The organism is Mucilaginibacter corticis (genome assembly GCF_007558865.1).
Classification (GTDB): domain Bacteria; phylum Bacteroidota; class Bacteroidia; order Sphingobacteriales; family Sphingobacteriaceae; genus Mucilaginibacter; species Mucilaginibacter corticis.
Genome location: NZ_VLPK01000003.1, coordinates 278891 through 299747 on the forward strand (window position 1 = coordinate 278891; position 20857 = coordinate 299747).

Here is a 20857-nt window from a genome sequence, read left to right on the forward strand (position 1 = left end):
CAAGTCTGTTACGCATAAGCTTTATCTTTGAGCATCTTGTTTATCACAAAAACATGAATGATTTTTTAGCCGCCAGATCGCAAATGGCCCTTTCACTGGGCTTTCACATCATCTACTCGTGTATTGGTATGGTGATGCCTGTTTTCATGGCGATATCGCACTACAAATACATTAAAACACAAAACCCGGTCTATAAAAACATCACCCAGGCATGGAGCAAGGGCGTAGCTATATTTTTTGCGACCGGAGCGGTATCGGGTACTATGCTCTCGTTCGAGTTAGGTTTGTTATGGCCAAAATTCATGCAGCATGCAGGGCCCATTTTCGGGATGCCTTTTTCTTTAGAGGGCGTGGCATTTTTTATTGAAGCGATAGCCCTCGGATTTTTCCTGTACGGATGGAAAAGGCTTAATAAATGGTTCCACTGGGCTACAGGTGTAATGGTTGGCGTAAGCGGAATTTTATCGGGAATTTTGGTGGTATCTGCCAATTCGTGGATGAACAGCCCATCGGGATTTGACTATGTAAATGGCCAGTACCTTAACATCGACCCTATAAAAGCCATGTTTAACGGCGCCTGGTTCTCTGAAGCCCTGCATATGACCATTGCGGCGTTTTCGGCCACCGGCTTTGCCGTTGCTGGTATCCACGCGCTGATGATCTACCGGAAACAAAATATTGAGTTTCATACCAAAGCCTTTAGGATAGCTATAGTATTTGGTGCGCTGGCTGCCATATTGCAGCCTTTAAGCGGCGATATATCAGCCAAGCACGCCGCCAAAAGGCAGCCGGCCAAATTAGCTGCGATGGAGGCCTATTTTCATACCCAGACTTATGCCCCGTTGGTTATAGGCGGCATTCCGGATACGGTTGAAAAAAAAGTAAACTACGGCATTGAACTGCCGGGCGTATTAAGCTTTTTGGTGAACGATAACTTTAAGCAGGAAGTTAAGGGATTAGACCAGATCCCTGCTAAAGATCAGCCAAATGTGCCCGTTACGCATTATGCTTTCCAAATAATGGTAGGCATTGGCATGTTAACCATGCTGATAGGCATTTTATATTTTATTGCTGTCTGGAAAAAGCGTGACTGGCTATCAAGATCTTGGTTTTTAAAACTGTTTATTATGGCTACCCCGTTGGGATTCATTGCCCTGGAAGCCGGCTGGACAGTTACCGAAGTTGGCCGACAGCCATGGATAATCCAGGATGTAATGCGTACGGCTGATGCCGTTACGCCTATGCCGGGCATTCAGTATTCGTTTTATTTATTCAGCTTTATATATTTTACGTTGAGTTTAGCGGTAATATTTTTGCTGCAACGCCAAATTAAAATGGTACCTGAGATTTATGATGTTAAATAATAGAGACAAGAATCAAGACATAAGAATCAGGATAAACGGCCGTTTTAAACGGCTCGCATATCTTGATTTATTTAACTATTATTTTCTTGATTCTTGCATCTTGACTCTTGATTCTAAAAAAACATGTTAACCGTAGTAATTATCTTCCTGTTCTTCGCTATACTGCTGTACTTCCTGCTTGGAGGGGCTGATTTTGGCGCGGGGATAATTGAGCTTTTTACATCAAACGATAATAAGCACCGTACCCGCAGCACCATGTACCAGGCCATTGGCCCGATATGGGAGGCTAACCACATGTGGCTGATCATTGCCGTGGTAATTATGTTTGTGGGTTTCCCGGATATTTATAGTAAGATGTGTACGTACCTGCACATTCCACTGCTGATCATGCTTTTGGGGATCATCGCGCGGGGAACGGCTTTCGCTTTCCGTAACTATGACGCCATAAAAGGCGAACGTACGCAATACCTGTACAACAATATCTTTGTTTATTCAAGCTTTTTAACGCCGTTGTTCCTGGGGATAATTGCCGGTAGCGCCATATCCCGGCAGATAGATTTTGCCGCAACCGATTTCCTTTCGGCATACGTGTATAGTTGGTTCAACTGGTTCTCTATCGCTGTTGGTTTATTTACAGTGGCGCTTTGCGGTTTCCTTGCCGCCATTTACTTGATTGGCGAAGCCGACGACGATTACGATGTTAAACGCTTCATTAAAAAAGCCAAGATACTAAACGGCATCGCTTTCTTTTGCGGGGGATTGGTCTTTCTCGCTGCCGAAACAAATAATATCCGCATGGCACACTGGATCTTCGGCAACCCGGTTAGCTTAACCGCTGTAATTGCGGCATCAGTATCGCTGGTATTACTTTGGATAACGGTAAGTAAAGGGCGCAAACAGATCCCGCGCATTTTTGCCGCGTTCCAGGTGAGTATGATCCTGCTATCTGTAGGCTATACGCATTACCCTAATTTTGTTATGGGTAAAAACGGTCAAAACTTTTCATTACTTACCGACCATGCAAATGCAAACACCATTGATGATCTTGGCGCTGCTTTATTAGTTGGCAGCTTATTTATATTACCTGCGCTGTTCTATCTATTCTACAGTTTCAGAAGCAGGCGCGGCGGCGGGCACGATTAAGCCGTTATTTCGTCGCGATAGCTATTGTACCGCCATTTTTAAACAAGTCATGCGATACAAAGTAACCGCCTATAGGTTTACCATCAACCTTTATTGAGGTAATCCCCCTGCCCTTACCGGGTTTTGATATGGTGATGTATTTACCATTACTGGTACGCCATTTCACCTCGTCGAACAACGGTGCGGTCACAATATATTTTGGATCCGTTGGCGATACGGGATATAAGCCAAGCGAACTAAATACAAACCACGCCGACATCTCGCCTGCATCGTCCATACCCGCCAATTCGATATCTCTTGGACCTATACCGTACAGGTTATTCATGATGTTATCCAACACCTTTTGCGTCTTTTCAGGCTTGCCGATAAACGTGTAAGAGAAAGGCGCTTCATGATCGGGCTGGTTACCCTGGCAATACTGGCCGATAAAAGTTTCAACATTACGGGCTATGTAATGCGGGTTCCACGGAGTGGTGAAGAATGAATCCAGCTTGGCCTCAAACTTAGCAGGACCGCCATAAAGCTCGATCAAACCCGGCATATCATGCGGCGCGAAGAAAGATACCTGCCAGGCATTAGCTTCGCGGAATTGCCACTCGTAATATGGATATTGCGGGTTAAAATTCTGCACCCATCCCCCATTCTCAAGCCGGCCACGCATAAAGTTAACCGACTTATCAAATACATTCTTATAGTTTTTAGACCTCGCCATCAGTTTCCTGTAATTGGCAGTGTCACCCAGTTTTTTAGCTATCTGGGCAATCGAATAATCATCATACGAGTACTCTAAAGTTTTTGATACCCCTGCCCTGCCTTTAGCGGTTTCAGTAGCGTTCTCAATTTCAGGGTCAGAGATGTAGCCTTTTTGCAAGTACTCATCCAGGTATTGCCTCCCCCCGCCACGCGGATTAGTTGGCGGCACATAAGCGTTATTTAACAGGATCTTGTAAGTGTCTTTGATATCAAATCCATCAATCCCGCGCAGGTAAGCGCCTGCAATAGATGATGCCCCATGATCGCCATGGAAAAATGTAGGGATATAGCCTGTCTTATCGCCTTTGTCTTCTAATGATTTGATCACATTAAGGGTAACATTTGGCGTTACCAGTTCAAGCAGCACATCCTTGTTACGGTAGGTATCCCATAATGATGGCTCGGTGTAGTAAGTGATCCCGGTATTTACTACCTTTTTATCGATATCCGTAAAATCCCCGTTCACATCACTGCGGATAACCGGCCATAAAAACGAACGGTAAAAGCACGAGTACAACATGCGCTTTTGCTTTTCGGTACCGCCTTTAACCTGTATGGTTGACAGCAGGTTTTCCCAGGTTTGGTTAGCGTCGCTGCGGATAGTCGCAAATGATTTATTGCCGACTTCTTTATCCAGATTCATTTTGGCATTGGCAGTACTCACAAATGAGAAACCTATTTTCAATTCAACGGGTTGCTTACCGTCGTCAACCAGGTGCACTATGGCATTGCCGCTCGGCGCGCTCACCTCTCTGTTCCTAACTGTTTTTGTGGTTGTACCGTGGGTATCTGCCAGGCTGGCGATCTTTGAACTGAATACCGCGTAGAAATAAATATTCTCTCCACCCTGAAAACCTTTAACCGCGTAATCGCCATCCTGGTTTATCTCCCAGCTGCTAACACCGCTTAACGCTTTTGACAGATCAAACAATATCTGCCTATCCTTATTGTCCTTATAATCAAACTTATAGTAAGCGCATCTTAAAGTTGATGTCAGCTGCACGTTAACGCCGTAATCCTCCAGATAAACCTGGTAATAACCGGGTGACGAGCTTTCATTTTTATGCGAAAATTTTGAACCTATGGTGGCACCCGGCTTTGACATTGGCAAAATAGGCACGTTGCCAAAATTCCAGTGCCCTTTATTGGTGTGGGTAAAAGATACAATGGTCGAATCCTCATACTCATAACCCGCGCCTGCCGGCTGGTATTTGGTCATGGGGCTAACCTGCACCATAGCGTTTGGCAATGAACTGCCCGGGAACGTTAACCCCGACCATGGCCGCCAGTTTTTAGGCGCTACATAACCCAGTATCTTAGGGTCGGCAACGGCTTCTGTACCTACAAAAGTGTTTACATATTTGGTGTAGGTAGTCGTCTGCGCATTAACCGCGGTCGACGCTATAATGGTCAACGCAGCAGCATTTAAAACATTTTTAAGGCGGGCTCTCATTTTTAAGGGTTGTTGGTTCACTCAAATATATACAATAGCGTTTTGGGTGTTTATTTTATGTTAAAAATGTTACTGTTTTTAATGGATGTTAAATTGTAAAATAGTAGAATTGTAAAGCAAAACCTAAGTTAATTAGTCGTACAAATAACTAAATCTCTTTCATGCATAAATTAAAATACTTTAAAGCCGGCATAGCCGCATGCTGTACTATTGGTATTTCGGCAGCTTTACTCGCTTTTAATACGCCTGACAATGGTGTACCCGCACCATCTAAAAAACAAATAAAAAGCAAGGCCAATCAGTTAAATGCGCCGGCGCTAAAAAAGCCCGAGGATAACCGGTTTGTAAAAACCGTATTGTCAAACGATTTGAATGAACCTATGGAGCTGGCCGTAACTACAGATGGAAGAGTATTTTTTATTGAACGTTCGGGTAATTTTTATGTGTACACCGCTGCGGATAAAAAAACAACGCTGGTTTATAAGTTCCCGGTTAAAGCGGTAGATAAGATCCTGCAAGGTATGTTGGGTATGACCATTGATCCGGATTTTAAAACCAACAACTATATCTATTTCTACTACTCGACAGACAAAAACGGCGGCCTGGTAAACCGGCTGGCACGCTATACCATCAGCAAAGCCAATCAAATAGATTTTCAATCGGAAAAAACACTGCTTGATGTCCCGTTAGATGCCGAAGTAAGCGCGCACTCGGGCGGTGGTATGGCCTGGGATAAAAACAAAAACCTGTATTTATCTACCGGTGATAATACCGTGCCCTTCGAGTCGGACGGTTATGCCCCTATCGACATGCGCGAAAACCGCCAGACGTTTGATGCCGAGCGCTCGGCAGGTAACACCAACGATCTGCGCGGCAAGGTACTGCGTATCCACCCGGAAGCTAATGGCACTTATACCATCCCCGAAGGCAACCTGTTTAAAAAAGGCGAGGCTAAAACTCTGCCCGAAATTTACGTAATGGGCTGCCGTAACCCCTACCGTATCTCGGTAGACGAAGCGACGACTACGCTTTACTGGGGCGAGGTTGGCCCGGATGCCGGCACCAATGGTAAACAAGGCCCGCGCGGCTATGACGAGATTAACCAGGCCAGAAAAGCCGGCAACTTTGGCTGGCCATTTTTTGTGGGCAATAATAAACCTTACAATAAATATGATTTTACCACCAAAGCTATCGGTGAGTTGTTTGATGTAAACGCCCCCGAAAACGCGTCGCCCAATAATACCGGTTTAAAGATCCTTCCGCCTGCACAAAAAGCCATGGTTTGGTTTCCTTATGATACTTCGCCCGAGTTTCCGATATTGGGTAAAGGCGGGCGTTGCATTATTGGCGGACCAGTGTACCATTATGATCCGACGCTTAAATCAAAAACTAAGTTTCCGCAGTACTACGACAAGGTTTTATTTGTGGGCGATTACATGCGCAGCTGGATCTTCGGCGTACGCATGGACGATAATTTGAACTATACCGACCTTGACCAACTAATGGAAACCAACGGCGATTTCAGGCGACCTATTGATATGAAATTTGGCCCGGACGGGTCATTCTATGTACTGGAATATGGTTCGGCCTATGGTTTGGATAATCCTGACGCGCGCCTGGTACGGGTAGATTACAATGCCGGTAACCGCGCGCCGGTAGCCAAGATAGCGACACAGGACACCATCGGTTTAATTCCATACAAAGTTGCGCTTAACCAAAAGAGCTACGATTTTGATGCGGGTGATAAATTAAGCTACAAATGGATCCTGAATGGTAAAACTGTAATATCTACAGTAGAAAAGCCGGTTTACACTTTCCGTAAGAACGGCGTGTACAAAGTGACGCTAAAAGTTACTGACGCCGCGGGTGCAAGTTCGACCGATACCAAGGTGATCAAGGTGGGTAATACTTTACCACAGGTGGCTATCAGCACTAATTCAAACAGCAGCTTCTTCTTCCCCGGCGAGCAGACCTTTGATTATAATGTGGCGATAAAAGACCGTGAGGATAAGATCATCGACCCGAAAAGAACCAAGATAACAGTGAACTATATTGCCCGGGTTGAGAATAACCAGGCCACGGCGGCAAACTATAACTATGGCAAAGCATTAATGGCTAAAAGCGATTGTAAAGCCTGCCACGCCGTTAATACCAAGGTATTGGGCCCTGCCTTTGTTGATGTTGCCAAGCGCTATGCAGGCAATAAGGAAGCGGTTAATACGCTGGCATTAAAAATCATTAAAGGCGGTAACGGCGTTTGGGGCGAGCATGCCATGAGCGCGCACCCGCAGTTAAGTAAAGACGATGCATCAGAAATTGTGAAATACATTTTAACACTTAATGATGCCAAGCCTGCCGCCAATTTACCGCGACAGGGAACGCTGACCTTGAAGGACCATGTAAGCAACAATAACGAAGGCAGGTATATTTTAACTGCGTCATACACAGACAAAGGCGGCGCCATTACGCCGCTTACCACAACCGAATCGCTTGTGCTGCGCCCGGCTAGAGTACAGATAGGCAATGCGGATGTGCTTAATAATATCGAGAAACATGAGCAGGCGGCTTTTGCGAATGAAAACGGTGCATACTTTGCCCTGAAGAATGTCGACCTTAAAAATATAGGCCAGTTAACGTATAGCTACTTTTCGAAAAAACTGAACGGTACCATAGAAGTGCATACCGGATCGCCCGAAGGGCCTGTTATCAGCACACTAAACTTTGCCGCTGCAGATGGCCAGCAACATACAGAACAAAGCACCGCGATCAGCGATCCAAATGGCAAACATGACCTTTATTTTGTGTTCACCAAAAACCCGAAATCGGCCAAAGGCGAAATTGAATTGTATTGGGTGAGTTTTGAGAAAGGGAAGTAAATTACATCAAGTTGTAAGTAATCTACCCCAAATGCTGGTGCTGCATACTTGCATCAGCATTTGGCTTTTATAATTAAAATCAGATGTTTCAAATAGATTACCAAATAATAACACAATCGTTTGATAGAGTCGAATTTTTTACGGAAGTTGACCTTAGATATGATTTTCTTTTAGGTAGTATTTACTTCGTTACAGATGATAAAGTGATAGATATGGGATGGGAATGGATACCTCTTTTAGATTTTTCATTTTGTTTAACACAAATAGTAGTGGGGATTAGAAATGAAGAAAGTATAACCGAAACATTTGAGTTCACTGAATCAGCTGAGACAATTACATTTTTAAAAGACAAATCAAATGTGAGTATTATTCCTTCATTTTCGACAAATACAATCATTGTAAAATTTGATGAGTTTGAGCAAGAGGTTAAAAATTTCCAAAATAGCATTAGAAATTTCATAATCAAGAATATAGGTAGTCACAATCTTGGCGACACACTTAAAAAATATCTCAAATGAAAATATTAATTTTCCTTTACTTGTTAAAGTTACATTTCACTAAACTGAAACATGTGCATGGGGATAATATCGTACACCCGCCAATCTTAATGCAGTTTCCTGGTATACTCTGATAACCTGGTTATTTTTCCGTCTTTTATCAGCAGATCATTAGTAACATCTAAAGAATCTTTAACCTCTTTTTTGGTTTCCCAAACCTGCCTGTACCAAAGCGTTACCCATTCTTCACTTTTATCTTTCGATATAACAGATTCCCAATCCTGCATTTTTACCTTAACTGTTTTATAGCTGCTCCAATCGCTCACGAACATTGCTTTTAGACTATCTTTAGGCAGTTTTTTATCCGGCCCGTCAAACTGCAATAGAATAGAATCGCCAAAATATTTCATCGATTCATCCATTTTTCCTGCTTCCCAGGCTTTTAAGCTTTTTAATGCGATCAGCGTATTTGCGGTATTGCCTGCCTCCCAATTATCGGGATGTTTGATGGTGTAAGGATACTGCGCTGTACTATCTGAAGCAGGCGTATCTTGTGTGCCTGCGGTTTTTTCTTTGCAGCCATACATCGTGGTAATGGCCAGGGCGAATGATAAAACGCCAGGTAATAGCAGTTTTTTAGTTTTCATCTGTTTAATATGGTTAGGGTAAGCAATAAATAGCCAATATAAACAATTTGATTTAATTAATTGATTATGAAATCGTTTTGCATCGAAATAACAACAGGTCGTTCAAAAAGTGGATTGATAAGTATTTAAGCTTGCGCAAAGCTAATGACGGAGAGAAAGAGATGCTGTATGTGCTTTTATAGTTTAATTAAGCAGCCGCTCAACAGTAGCAAGTAATTTCTGCAGGTTAAAAGGTTTGGCCAGACATACATCGGCACCGCAAAGTTCAGAGTAATGATCCAGCTTGGGATGTGATGAGATCAAAACAAGAGGAATATGTGCAACAGCAGGTTTTGAACGCAGGTAGATACAAACGATGTGGCCGCTTATTACCGGCATTTGCTCATCTATGATAAAGCAATCGGCATCAAGACACAGCAAAGCTTCAAGCGACTGGATATGATGTATGGCGGTAACACGGTAACCCGCATGTATTAACACCTCCTGTTGTATATTGAGAAGTTCCTCATCATCATCAATAACAACAATATGTTTAGATTGCATGGGCGAAAGATACAACGGTGATGCCTAATAGCTCAAGCGTATTCTTAAAATGTTTGACTTTTGACAGATTATGCTATCCTTAGCTACTCATTAATTTCTGTCTCACTGCAGTTTTATTGATAAAAAACCACCAAAATTCAATTGTTTGATAAACAGACATTTACACACTTTTCAGCTATAAATTTACTAATTAATACACTGGCTCATTTTGGCCCACCAATTTTTTGAATAACCTATTTATTTTCAATAGATTAATAAAAAAACTATCCCACTTGTCCCATCTGTCACACACATGCGTGGGACAGATGGCATCTTGCCCGAGCGTAGTAATGCTGCTATCTTAAAACCAGTGCGTCACCCTCAAAAACCACACCCTGCCAGCCATGTGCCATAAACTGGCGGATATTCTGATGATTTATTGCATCTGGGTTAGCCAATACCGATTGGTAGTGTTCTGCAAATAAATACAGGGTATCTTCCTTGGTTAGATTATTCAATTTGGCAAATGAAAAGACTTTGGCACTGCCCTGGTTTTGCGTTGCCTCGTTGTAAACGTCGCCATTTTTAAATGCAGTTGGCTGATGCCGGTAGTAAGTTTCAATAAATTTGATCACATCAGCAAAAGACAGCGAACCTGCTCTTAGTGAAGCTATTAATCCGGGTAGTTTTTCTTCCATTATTCAATAATAATTTTGCCCGAAAATAGCATTTAAAAACAAGGTTCACTAATCATCTAAACCTTTTCTATTAAGGATTTTGGGGATGTATTTTTCGATCCGCGACTCGCGGGTTTTAACCTGCTTGGGTGCCGAGAAATGCAACAGATAGGCCCTTTGCCGCCCCGGTGTTAAGGCGTTAAAAGCAGCTTGCAGATCAGGCATATTATCCAGCTTATACTTAAATTCGTCAGGCATGCTAAACTCTTTGTTTTTTTTAAGCTCGACCTTTAAACCGGCCTTTTCAACTTCTATAGCTTCAAAAATATGAGCCTTCAAAACAGGTTCTAACTCTATGATCTGGCTGATATCTGTAAACCTGGCTTGCCGTGCCGCCTGTACATTTTCTGTTTGCTGGATCAGGATGCCGGTGCTATTATTTAACAGCGCACCTTTAAAAAACAACAGCCCGCAGTATTCTTTAAATGTGTGGATCAGTACAACATTACTTCCTTCAAAAGTATAGCAGGGACATCCCCATTTTAGCTCCTCAGTAAGCCCGCAATCAAGGGCTATCGTCCTCAATTTGCTGATCTCCTGTTGCCATTTTTTAGCCTTATCGAAATAAAAATCAACCTTAGGATTCATGTTATTTGTCGTTTAATATCAATTTATATTTAAACCTTTAGCATACCGCGAAAACTGCGGGCAGCGTAATAAGATTCTGCACCATTATGATATGTAAAAACGATATCATACCGACGATCACAAAAGACGGCACCGCCAAGTTTCCTGATATCGGCTGGAGTTTTTATCCAGCTTGATGTTTTCAGATCGAATTTTCCCAGTTGTTGCAGCGCACGATATTGCTCTTCTGTTAGCAACTCAATACCCATAGCTATAGCCATACTTACAGCACTATTTGCAGGTTTATATTCCTTTCTTGAGTCTAAAGCTTGTTGATCATAACAAAGGCTTCTGCGGCCTTTGGGGCTTTCAGCAGCGCAATCACAGAACGTGTACTCATCCGTTTCCTGATCATAGCCGATAACATCAGGCTCGCCACCTGTCTCTTCCATTTGGTTAAGAGACCATAGCGCCTCGGTGTTCGATTCGAGCTTTATTTTCACTTTGTCCCAACCGATGTTTTCATGTCGACTTGAGTTTTTCTCAAACCGCGACTTCAGTATATCCAGTAATTCATCAATCCGCTCTGATAATAGTTCTTTTGTATTACTCATAACTTAATTTTCTATCTGCCGGCCGTAAATACCATGACAGTACCGTAAAAATAGCCAACACGACAGGTGCAATAATTTGTATAGTAACATTATTACTCGCGATATGTGAGATCACCGCTCCTGTCATCGTAAAAAACAAACCCGCATACGCCCACTCTTTGAGCAATTTAAATTTCGGGATCAATATCGCAATTATGCCCAATATCTTCCAGATACCTATCAGCGAGATAAAGTAAGTTGGATACCCCAAAGGTTTAAAACCTTCAACCACTCCTTTTACCTCTAAAGCCTGCGCTACCCCACCTGAAAAGATACAAAATGATAATATTGCAGTAATTATCCAATACCAAACTAATCTATTCTTCTCCATTTTCGTTTATTTTAAGGCCGTTAATATTTCTTGTATGCGGTTATGCGCCATATTTATGCCCTGGGCAAAAGGCAGCTTTAACACCTGGTCTCTCTGCGTAATTGATTCATAAATTACATGCATATTTAACTTGCAGGTATCACCGGTGACATGTTCAAATTCATATATTTCAAGCTGTACACCAAACGGCGTATTTTCCATTTCAAATGTTCGGATGATCTTTTGCTCGGGCACAAGCTCATGGATCACGCCATTTGCCCTGAACGCCAAATTCCCTTTTGCATCACTTGTTTCAATTTGATAACTGCCGTGCTTTTCGCTTTCCAATTTAATCACTTTGGTTCCCATCCATTGTTCCACAATTTCAGGTTCGGTAAAAGCTTTAAAAAGTAATGGCAATGGCAGGTCAAATTCCCTGGTTATCCACAAATCCTGCTGACCGTCCTTTGCGTCGATCTTTGTTTTCAATTCCATCTTCTGCTATTGTTTTGGTTTATAATTTTTCATCACTTCTTCTAATTTGTTGAACCTGTCATCCCACATTTTGCGGAACGGCTCAATAAAGTCGGCCACTTCTTTCATGTTTTTAGCATTTATATGATAGTAAATTTCCCTGCCTGTTTGCTTTTGTTCAAGCAATTCGCACTCAGTTAGGATTTGCAGGTGTTTTGAAACTGTGGGCCTCGCCGTATCAAAGTTTGAGGCAATTGCGCCGGCCGTTAGCGATTGCGTGGCCACTAAAAGCAATATAGCCCTCCTGGTCGGGTCGGCTATTGCCTGGAATACATCTCGTCTTAAATTCATTATGTAGCTATTTGACTACAAATATAAATGTAGTTATTTAACTACGCAAATTTTCTGAGATTATTTTTTCGTTTTTAATTGGCTGCAATGATAGGCCCTGCATAATGCGCCAGACTCATTACGGTGATTTGAGGGTTAACACCTAAACTTGTCGGAAAGACGCTGGCATCGCAGACAAATAAATTATCGTAGCCATAAACCTTAAAGTTTTCGTCTACTACGCCAGTGGCAGGATCGTTACTCATTACATTACCGCCTTGCGGGTGCCCTGTGCCGGTTGAGATATCGGGGGATGCCTTTATGTTTTTACGAAAATTCTCCTTCAATTCTGCCACCGTTTTATACTCATAATAGTCAAAGGTATTAGGCATAACCCGTTCAGCGCCGCCTGTTAAATAAATTTCGGCAGCTTTTTCTAACCCGGTCATCAGGCTTTCAAAATCGTCTTCGGTAGGTACATAATTAATATCACGACCAAATAAACCTGCAATCTTCACTTCGGCGTTTGACGCCGTACCAACCAACACGCCCGTACAAGCCATATTACCGTAATGCAACATATTGTTAAAATGCTGATCAAACCAGCCCGGCATAGCAGTAGATTGAAACATAGGCGGGTTATACCATGTTTCCATCACAAACCTGCGATCATTCGTTTTAAGGAAATGCGAGATCTGCAATCCATCATACGAGTTGACGGTATCTTTATAAGCAGCTGTTATTTGTGTACCGAGATTGAATGCCAATTTTTTGCCCGCATTGGCAATACCCAATTTTGACTTAAGCAGTAAAATGCTGGAAGAAATAGCACCGGCAGATGATACAAAAGTATTCCCTTTGATGGTAATAGAACGTCCGCTTTTAAACTTGCCGGTGAGCGAAACGATCCTTGTTCCACTTTTGTTAAAGCTAATGGCCTCGCAGTTAGTAATGATCTGGAGCGAACCGGGGTGCGCCATTTGGATCTGTGGTAATATAGTGTCAAGCATTGAAAGCTTTTTACCATATGCGCACCCCATGTTGCAATAGCCCGAGCCCAGGCAACCATTAATATTTGCCATTACCGAATCAAGTTCAGGCTTGGTGTAACCCAATTTCGCGCAAGCTTCTGCAAACAACCTGCCACCGGGATTTAGAAACCGGTCGTCAGTCATTATAGGCGTGTGCGATACTTTCATCAATTTGTAAACAGCTTCCATCGATGCGAGATATCGTGTCCTGTCTAACTTTATGCCCATTTCATTTATCCATTTATCAAGAATATAATCAGGAGTTTCAAAGCAAACCGCATTGTTAACCGTGGTAGAACCACCAACACAGCTGCCCTGAAATACCTGGAAACGAAAATCTCTTGATAATTGCAAAGCGCCGTTGGCATATAATCTGCTCACCTGGTCTACCTCATCTTCAGTAAATGTCGATGGTTTTTCAAATCCCCCGCGTTCAACTAATAACACTTTGCGGCCTGCTTCAACAAGCTGGTATGCAAGAATGGATGCGCCTGCGCCTGATCCTACAATAACCACATCGGCAGTTATCTCACTTGATTTTACATCAGCATCATCCAATACCTGCAAACTGTTGGCCGGTGATGGCGTTACCGGGAAGATCCGTTTGCGCTCATCAACATCCTTTCTTTTTGAGAAAGGCACATAACCAATACTTTCATATACCGTCGGATCACTATAGTAACCCATAAAACATATTTGCTTGGTCATCCTGATCGCGGCTTGTATTATCTCTCCGTACCAGGCTGGCAAGTTCTGAAATTCAAAATCAGTAATAAATCTTTTTTTAAGAAAATCTAATCGTGCTGCGGGCTGCATCAAACTAAGCATGGGGTTAAGCGACAGTAAAGGATAAATTTCCATTGCTGTGAGCACCAGTTTCATCACCCATTTGTTGGTAGCCTCAAAGCTTGAAAGATAATTATCTACATTGGTTGCCATCTGTAATGGTTCAATCTGTAGCTTGTACAAATCTGTGTCACCTGATATACAAACCTCGGCCATAGCCTGCAGCGTTTGAAATTGCTGGATAGAAAGGTATTTCAGTTTGTACCTCGCTATACCGGCAGCCCTGAATAAAAACCAAAGTCCTGTAAACGCAACCGCATAGGTAATAACCTGTGCCAGATGAGTGGTGCCAACAGGCGCATCTTTACCCCTGATCCATTCAATGGCTGTCCATATAATAGCAATACCAAGGATCCATTTAAACAAGCGGATCAGCGGGCTAAACCGGCGTACATCACCAATGGCAAGTGCAAGCAACAGAACAATTAGAAAAGCCTGTAAAATGGAATTAGCCGATAAGATAACATAGGCCTGGCCAGCTAATGACCCTAAAAATGCCGGGGTAAGTTTAGGGTAAAAGTTAAAAAAAAGTGTAAGTAATGACAGGATAAGAAGGAACTTTAAGAAAGACTTCAAATATTTTTCTTCCGGGGTTAATTCACTGTTCATAACATTAAGGTTTATAAAGGTTAAAACATTAAGCCATAGCTATTATCAGAAAAAATTGAGCAAATGCTTACCAGGGCAGGTACTGAATTTCTTTAGGATGGCCCAATAAAAAATAACAGTAAAACAGGTTAAGATTTTCACCAAAGGTCAGGTATGCTTTACATAGCATCAGGCTATGATCGCCCTCGTTGGGCAACACCACAAAATCACGGATCACTTTGAAAAAACTGAGTGTAAACTTATGCAGCGGGATATCATAATTAAAATGCGCCAGGTGCAGATATGGCTGGTAAAGTTTATGATAAGGTTCGTCCTTTACGTATGATGTACGGAAATAGCCTAATTGATTTGGCCGTACCCTGTGCAAGCCTACCTCCCATTGTCCCAGGTATTTTTGATGATCCTGTATCACGGTTTCGTTGTAACCATAATTAGCGCCGTTTCTTTTATAAAAGCCTTTTTTAAATTTTTCGCCCGATATTTTACCAATCGGCTCATGGTTCCATCCGCAGTAAATAAACCCGTTCAGTTTTTCAATATCCGGTGGCGTACCTGTAAGCAGTATATTCTCTAATGTAGCTTTATCGCATTGCGCAAGCGTTTCGAAAGTCCATTTTTGTGCCATGATATATAGAGTTAAGGTTTATAAAACGTGACAAAATATTTTTTAACCAACACGGCTTATTGCCGGCTTAATTAAGCGACCGAAAAAACAAAGCAAACAGCTTATTATTATAATTGATAATCAGCAAGTTAAAAACTATTTTTTATATTTCAAATACGTATAAATACGCAAATTACAACAGCTGCAACTCAACTCAGAATTGTATGTTTGTTATGAAACAATAAGCTACCACTTATGCCATCATTATCGCGCATATCATTCTCTGCTCCGCAGGATAACAGTTACCTGCAGAACATTCCAAGTCTTAACAAGGGTTTACAGCTCACGCTGAAAAGTAATGTAACCTTTTTTGTTGGCGAGAACGGCTCAGGTAAATCAACTTTATTAGAAGGTGTAGCAGAACAATGTGGTTTCAATTTAAGAGGCGGTAACCGGAATCATAACCTCAATACCGGGCATCGGTTTGAGGGCTATGAATCAGCGATAGCCTCACATTTAAACTTGTCATGGTCGCCACGCAGGGTTACCGAAGGATTTTTTATGCGGGCAGAGAGCTTTTTTAATTTCGCATCGTATATAGATGAATTGGCATTAGAGGATAATCGCATTTTAAAAGCGTATGGCGGCCGCTCATTGCACAACCAATCGCATGGGGAATCGTTCCTGTCGTTATTTTATAACCAGTTTGAAGCAGGGATCTATATCCTTGATGAGCCCGAAGCAGCGCTGTCACCTGCCAGGGTACTGGCATTTATGACAGTAATTCACGAACTTGAGCAAAGCGGCAGGGCACAATTCCTGATAGCTACCCACTCCCCTATACTGATTTGCTACCCGGGTGCTACGATTTACCAGTTTGACGAAAACGGCGTTCGCGAAACCGGGTATCAGGATACTGAACATTTTAGCCTTACCAAATCATTCTTAGACAACCCAGCGTTGTACTTGCGCCACTTAATGAACGAGTGATCACAGGTTTGTAAACTACTTATTGTTCGTTTTTTGGTAACTGCAGTTTGTCAAGTTCTTTCTTAGCCTTTTCTATTTTTTTGAGCAGCTTTTTTTCTGTTTTACGATCGCCTTCCAGCTTTTTAGCAGCATCTTCGGCATCACTGGTTTCACTTGCGGCCTTTTTTGCCTGCTTTTCGGCCAGCTTTACATCGTCCATATCGCCGCCAACCGCCTGTTCAGACCGTTTTTTGCTTTTCACCTGCGCCGCATGCGATCTTTCAAGTGCACTTTCCAATTTTACAGAGTCAACAGGTATTTTTGTTCTGACTTCTAACAATTGTGTTTGCAGATCAGCAATGTTCAAATTAATTTTTTTGATCTGCTTGTTTATTTTAGCGGTGTCTGTTCCATCTTCTCTGTGTGAGACTATGCCTGCATGTAAATGGGTGAAAGCAAATACTACAACCAATGTTAAAATTATCTTTTTCATTTTGTTGGGGTTTTAATTTAAAGAGGGACATGTTATATCAATAATAAATGAAGTACCTATACCTATTTCGCTTTTAACAGATAGTTTACCGCGATACTTTTCAAGGATTTCTTTCGCAAGGATAATTCCCAGTCCAAAACCGTCTTTCATTTCTTTATGTGTTTTTAAGCTGCTGGTATTGTTAATTATACGTTGTACCTGTTCGCAAGACATACCGGGCCCGGTATCACGGATTAATAGCCTGGTATAGTCTGTTGATTTTTTGAGCGATATGCCTATTACACCATTTTCGGCAGTGTATCTTATGGCGTTATCCAGTAAGTTGCGGCATACAACGTCCAATATGCCCGGGTCATAGGTTAATACCGCATGTTCAGGTAAATCTAAAACCAACCCGATATTTAGGTCACTTAGCCTATCTTTATAATAAACGGCATATTTTGAAAAGAATTTATTGAGATCAATAGACTCGGGCTGCTCAGTAAACCGTCCCCTATCATCGCTTATCCGCATCAATAATGAATTAACAATATTGAAAATATAATCTACCTGGTTATTCATCTTGAAAAACAGGTCCTCAATATCCAGGTCAGACAAGTTCAGGTTTTCATACCCATCAATAATTTGCTTGATGCAACCTAAAGGGCTCCGTACATCATGCGCGATAACGGCCAGCAAAGAGTCTTTTTGTTTTATGGTGTCTGTAAGCTCATTGGTTTGTGTTTTAAGCTCATCGACATTTAAAAAAGTAATAGCATGCTTATTTCCAATAATATGTTTGTAAACATCAAACCATCTGTACACGTTATCTGCGCAATGTATTTTAGATACCACGTGAATGGTTGGATCATTACTATTCAAGGCGGATATTAACGCATTATCCCAGCTTTCAATAACTTGTTCCCGATAAACCGGATCAGGATAAGCCTTTTCAAACCAGGTTAGCTTATCAGGCATTTCATCTATAAAATAACCAACCTGCGATTGAAAAGCGCGGTTAATATAAACCGGTTCATCTGCTTCGTTGGTTAGCATCATTGGGGTGATCATCTGATCAAGAGTTTGATTTAATTCTGTAGGTTCTATAAGATATTTCATATATAAATGCAATAAACTGGATCACTAAGCCGACAGCTTATTACACTGCAGTTCTTTGTAAAGCTCAATTACCTTACGCTGTAATACCAGTATCTCCAACTCCCTTGCGGCAAGCTTTCGTTTTAGCTCATTTAAAGCCGGACCGGTTAATAATTGGGGTACTGTTTCATCGTCAACGCCTAACAATTGTGTTAGCGGCACTTCGTAGATTTTAGCCAAACGCTCAATGCTTGATAAAGTAATAGCTGTGATACCTGCCTCAATTTTTGAAATTGACGGAGCAGAAATCCCCATCCTGCAGGCCAGGTATTCCTGGCTCCATTCGCGCTCATGGCGCAATTCTTTTATCTTTTTGCAGAATGAGCTTTGTATTGTTTTTTGCAATGCACTCATAATGACACAAAGAACCCGTTTAACTCGTTTAACAAAGAAAAAACAGCTACGCACATCTACCCTTAAATCATAACATTTTGATTATCAAGAAATAACATTTATTTAGCTATACAACTGCAAATAAAACAGGCTATTCAATGATTGCTGTTTTTGTAATAATTTCGGGATATGTGTAGATGTGAGTAGTCTTTTTTATGGTAAATTCAGTATAAGTTGTTCATTTTGCAGGTAATTTAAACTTGACTGACTATTTATTGTAATGAATGTAACTTATACCAAAACACAGGGAAGAAAAATTCTTTTAGTATTCCTGATCTTCACAATTATTTTTGCCGTAACCGCACTTGTCGTACAAAAAAACATCACTAAAAAACTAAACGCCGTATCTAATCTTGCTACTAATGTAGAGCATAGTCAATCTAAACCGGAGCAAGCATTGTTACTACTCCACCAGGCTGAAGATGATTTCCAGGCGGCGTTATTTAGTACCGATAGTAAGAAGATCGTATCCTACAAAGAAAAGCTGTCAAAAGCGTTCAATGAGATAGATACGCTATTAAAAGAGAAACCTGACACCTCGCATTTAACTTCAAGCCAAAATACCGAGATCAAAAACTGGTATAAAAGAAAAATTGAGTTGTCTGACAAATTATACTCGCTCAGGCACAGTTTTGATTCATTGCTGATGGTTTACACCGATTTGCATGATAACGCTAACAGTATAAACCAAGACCTTAATACCAATAACGGTGTGCTGCAAAAAAGCAAAGAGAATATAAGTGTTGACACCAGCCGCCATATTATTGCACCGGCTAAAAAAGGACTTCTAAAGAGGATAAAAGAAGCCATTATTAACAAAAATAACAATTACTCGGTAGAAATTAATCACAATAAAAGCGCGCAAATCATTGATACTAAAACGCAAAGGTTATTAGCCGATAACAAGAATGCCTACGCGAAAAAGCTGGAGAGGTTGCAGCAGCAAAACGCCAAGTTATTAGGCATGCAGCGCGAATTAAACAGGTTAAACACTTACATCAGTAACGAGTTAGAAACCATTATTAACCGCGTAAAAGACATCAATTATATTATGGCGCTTGGTTTTAAAGAAATGGCGCTTAAAAACTACCAGGACACCACCACCATTTTAAACCGCTTTTACATGGCCGCATCGGTGCTATTACTTGCTTTCGCGATATCGCTGATCATATTTATTAACCAGATCAACAAAGCCGAGGTATTATTAAGAAGAGAAAGTGAACTATCAGTATACACGGCTCAGCAAAAAATAGATGAGCTATTGACAAAGATCATGGGCGATGAGGATAAGCACTCCGTCGCTAAAATGGAGGAGTTAAAAGAAATTGTTGAACTGGCTATCAATAATAACCCGGCTTTTTTAACCAAGTTCAACGAGTTTGACCCGGAGTTTAGTAAAACTTTGTTAACCATGGCCCCAAACCTGGTGGCCAGCGAGCTTGAATTTTGTACCTTACTAAGATTAAATTTCGAAACTAAAGAAATTGCCCGCTACACCAAATCATCTGTTCGGGCAGCTGAAGGTAAAAAATACCGGATCAGGAAAAAATTAGGGATCCCGTCTGATCATGATATCAATGTTTGGATGGCCCAGATATAGGTAAACAAGAAGGCTTCAGTATTACTGGAGCCTTCTTTGTTTATTTGGATAAGCTATTTTATTTAGCTGATGGATACCAATTTCTTATCCGCACATCAATATTTTTATCGCCTGCGTTAACCAGCTTTTTAAATTCGTTGATGTCCTGACCGCGATAATGATATGGGTATACCACTTTTGGTTTAAAAGCCAAAACGCCTTGTGATGCAGTTTTAACATCCATGGTATATGGCAGGTTCATACAAACAAAAGCGATATCTATATTCTTTAATGATCGCATTTCGGGAATATCTGATGTATCTCCGGAGATATAAATATTTTTGCCACCAATTTTCAGAATATACCCATTACCCCTGCCCTTGGTATGGAATGCTGTTGGCGATTCTGGTAGATTATACATGGGTATCGCGCTGATAGCTATTCCTAATTGTGTGATAGTTTGCCCGTTTTTGAGTATTACCAATTTTGATTTATCGGTAGTAGCCAGCAGTTTATCTGCCACGGCCTGCGGAACCAATAGTATAGCATGTGCTGTATTAATGGCATCAATTGTTTTAGGGTCTAAGTGATCGGGATGAATGTCAGTGATCAAGATTATATCTGGCTTTCCCAAGCCTTTATAAGCATCGGCACCACCTACCGGGTCAACATAAATATTTTTGTTTTGATAAGTAAGTACCAACGACGCATGGTTAACCGGCTGGATAGTTAATTGTCCACCTTTTACAGTTTCATGATCAGGCGCTATTAATTGTGCTTTCGCAGATAATATCCCCAGAGATATTAATAATGTTAAGATCAATTTAAATTTCATAATGGCAATTGTGTTTTGTGTAATACTAAACAGGC

The 20857-nt window shown here is 41.4% G+C and carries 21 protein-coding genes; 6 read left to right on the top strand and 15 right to left on the bottom strand.

Translation table 11 applies throughout. The features are described from left to right. Positions 1-53 precede the first annotated feature (53 nt). Complete coding sequence (locus FO440_RS16505; RefSeq protein WP_144249385.1) at positions 54-1364, top strand: cytochrome ubiquinol oxidase subunit I; 1311 nt, start codon at positions 54-56, stop codon at positions 1362-1364. Between the two features lie 123 nt (positions 1365-1487). Beyond that, complete coding sequence (locus FO440_RS16510; RefSeq protein WP_144249386.1) at positions 1488-2507, top strand: cytochrome d ubiquinol oxidase subunit II; 1020 nt, start codon at positions 1488-1490, stop codon at positions 2505-2507. A gap of 4 nt (positions 2508-2511) precedes the next feature. On the opposite strand, the gene FO440_RS16515 is transcribed toward FO440_RS16510, so the two are convergent. Beyond that, positions 2512-4713: a GH92 family glycosyl hydrolase gene (locus tag FO440_RS16515; protein WP_144249387.1), complete on the bottom strand. Its 2202-nt coding sequence runs from the start codon at positions 4711-4713 to the stop codon at positions 2512-2514. Between the two features lie 161 nt (positions 4714-4874). Here FO440_RS16515 and FO440_RS16520 point away from each other — a divergent pair, with 161 nt between their 5' ends. Next, a complete protein-coding gene (locus FO440_RS16520; RefSeq protein ID WP_144249388.1) occupies positions 4875-7589 on the top strand; it encodes a PQQ-dependent sugar dehydrogenase in 2715 nt (904 codons plus the stop codon). 83 nt (positions 7590-7672) lie between these two features. Beyond that, positions 7673-8107, top strand: a complete 435-nt coding sequence (locus FO440_RS16525; RefSeq protein WP_144249389.1) for a hypothetical protein — start codon at positions 7673-7675, stop codon at positions 8105-8107. A gap of 86 nt (positions 8108-8193) precedes the next feature. Here the strand turns inward: FO440_RS16525 and FO440_RS16530 are convergent, their stop codons facing one another. The 10 genes from FO440_RS16530 to FO440_RS16575 all read right to left on the bottom strand — a co-directional run bounded on the left by FO440_RS16530 (position 8194) and on the right by FO440_RS16575 (position 15437). Next, positions 8194-8733 (bottom strand): hypothetical protein, encoded by a 540-nt coding sequence (locus FO440_RS16530; protein WP_144249390.1) that lies wholly within the window; start codon positions 8731-8733, stop codon positions 8194-8196. 183 nt (positions 8734-8916) lie between these two features. After that, complete coding sequence (locus tag FO440_RS16535; RefSeq protein WP_144249391.1) at positions 8917-9276, bottom strand: response regulator; 360 nt, start codon at positions 9274-9276, stop codon at positions 8917-8919. A gap of 335 nt (positions 9277-9611) precedes the next feature. Further along, entirely contained in the window at positions 9612-9953 is a 342-nt protein-coding gene (locus FO440_RS16540; RefSeq protein WP_144249392.1) for a HopJ type III effector protein, read from the bottom strand. Between the two features lie 48 nt (positions 9954-10001). Next, positions 10002-10580 carry a YdeI/OmpD-associated family protein gene (locus FO440_RS16545; protein ID WP_144249393.1) on the bottom strand — a complete coding sequence of 193 codons (579 nt, stop codon included), beginning with the start codon at positions 10578-10580 and terminating at the stop codon, positions 10002-10004. A gap of 29 nt (positions 10581-10609) precedes the next feature. After that, positions 10610-11173 carry a DUF4256 domain-containing protein gene (locus tag FO440_RS16550; RefSeq protein ID WP_144249394.1) on the bottom strand — a complete coding sequence of 188 codons (564 nt, stop codon included), beginning with the start codon at positions 11171-11173 and terminating at the stop codon, positions 10610-10612. Continuing rightward, entirely contained in the window at positions 11166-11543 is a 378-nt protein-coding gene (locus FO440_RS16555; RefSeq protein WP_144249395.1) for a DoxX family protein, read from the bottom strand. Before FO440_RS16555 ends, FO440_RS16550 begins: the two co-directional genes overlap by 8 nt. A 6-nt stretch (positions 11544-11549) precedes the next feature. Next, positions 11550-12017, bottom strand: a complete 468-nt coding sequence (locus FO440_RS16560) for an SRPBCC domain-containing protein (protein ID WP_144249396.1) — start codon at positions 12015-12017, stop codon at positions 11550-11552. Positions 12018-12023: 6 nt separating this feature from the next. Continuing rightward, entirely contained in the window at positions 12024-12347 is a 324-nt protein-coding gene (locus tag FO440_RS16565; RefSeq protein ID WP_144249397.1) for an ArsR/SmtB family transcription factor, read from the bottom strand. Between the two features lie 74 nt (positions 12348-12421). After that, positions 12422-14812, bottom strand: coding sequence for a GMC family oxidoreductase N-terminal domain-containing protein (locus tag FO440_RS16570; protein ID WP_144249398.1), 2391 nt, complete (start codon positions 14810-14812; stop codon positions 12422-12424). Between the two features lie 67 nt (positions 14813-14879). Beyond that, positions 14880-15437 (bottom strand): hypothetical protein, encoded by a 558-nt coding sequence (locus FO440_RS16575; protein ID WP_144249399.1) that lies wholly within the window; start codon positions 15435-15437, stop codon positions 14880-14882. A gap of 234 nt (positions 15438-15671) precedes the next feature. On the opposite strand from FO440_RS16575, the gene FO440_RS16580 reads away from it, so the two are divergent. Continuing rightward, on the top strand, positions 15672-16406 hold the full coding sequence (locus FO440_RS16580; RefSeq protein ID WP_144249400.1) for an AAA family ATPase: 735 nt from the start codon (positions 15672-15674) through the stop codon (positions 16404-16406). Positions 16407-16425: 19 nt separating this feature from the next. On the opposite strand, the gene FO440_RS16585 is transcribed toward FO440_RS16580, so the two are convergent. Genes FO440_RS16585 through FO440_RS16595 form a run of 3 tightly spaced genes read right to left on the bottom strand, consistent with a single transcriptional unit; the run spans position 16426 to position 18369 of the window. Next, positions 16426-16878, bottom strand: a complete 453-nt coding sequence (locus FO440_RS16585) for a hypothetical protein (protein WP_144249401.1) — start codon at positions 16876-16878, stop codon at positions 16426-16428. A 12-nt stretch (positions 16879-16890) separates the two neighbouring features. Further along, positions 16891-17976 (bottom strand): sensor histidine kinase, encoded by a 1086-nt coding sequence (locus FO440_RS16590; protein WP_144249402.1) that lies wholly within the window; start codon positions 17974-17976, stop codon positions 16891-16893. 24 nt (positions 17977-18000) lie between these two features. Next, the gene (locus FO440_RS16595) at positions 18001-18369 is read right to left on the bottom strand and encodes a helix-turn-helix domain-containing protein (RefSeq protein ID WP_144249403.1); all 369 of its coding nucleotides are present in this window, start codon (positions 18367-18369) and stop codon (positions 18001-18003) included. A gap of 259 nt (positions 18370-18628) precedes the next feature. Between FO440_RS16595 and FO440_RS16600 the strand changes: the two genes are divergently transcribed. Beyond that, entirely contained in the window at positions 18629-20008 is a 1380-nt protein-coding gene (locus FO440_RS16600; RefSeq protein ID WP_144249404.1) for a helix-turn-helix transcriptional regulator, read from the top strand. 58 nt (positions 20009-20066) lie between these two features. Here FO440_RS16600 and FO440_RS16605 read toward each other — a convergent pair whose 3' ends face one another. Then, positions 20067-20822: an MBL fold metallo-hydrolase gene (locus FO440_RS16605; RefSeq protein WP_144249405.1), complete on the bottom strand. Its 756-nt coding sequence runs from the start codon at positions 20820-20822 to the stop codon at positions 20067-20069. Positions 20823-20857 lie beyond the last annotated feature (35 nt).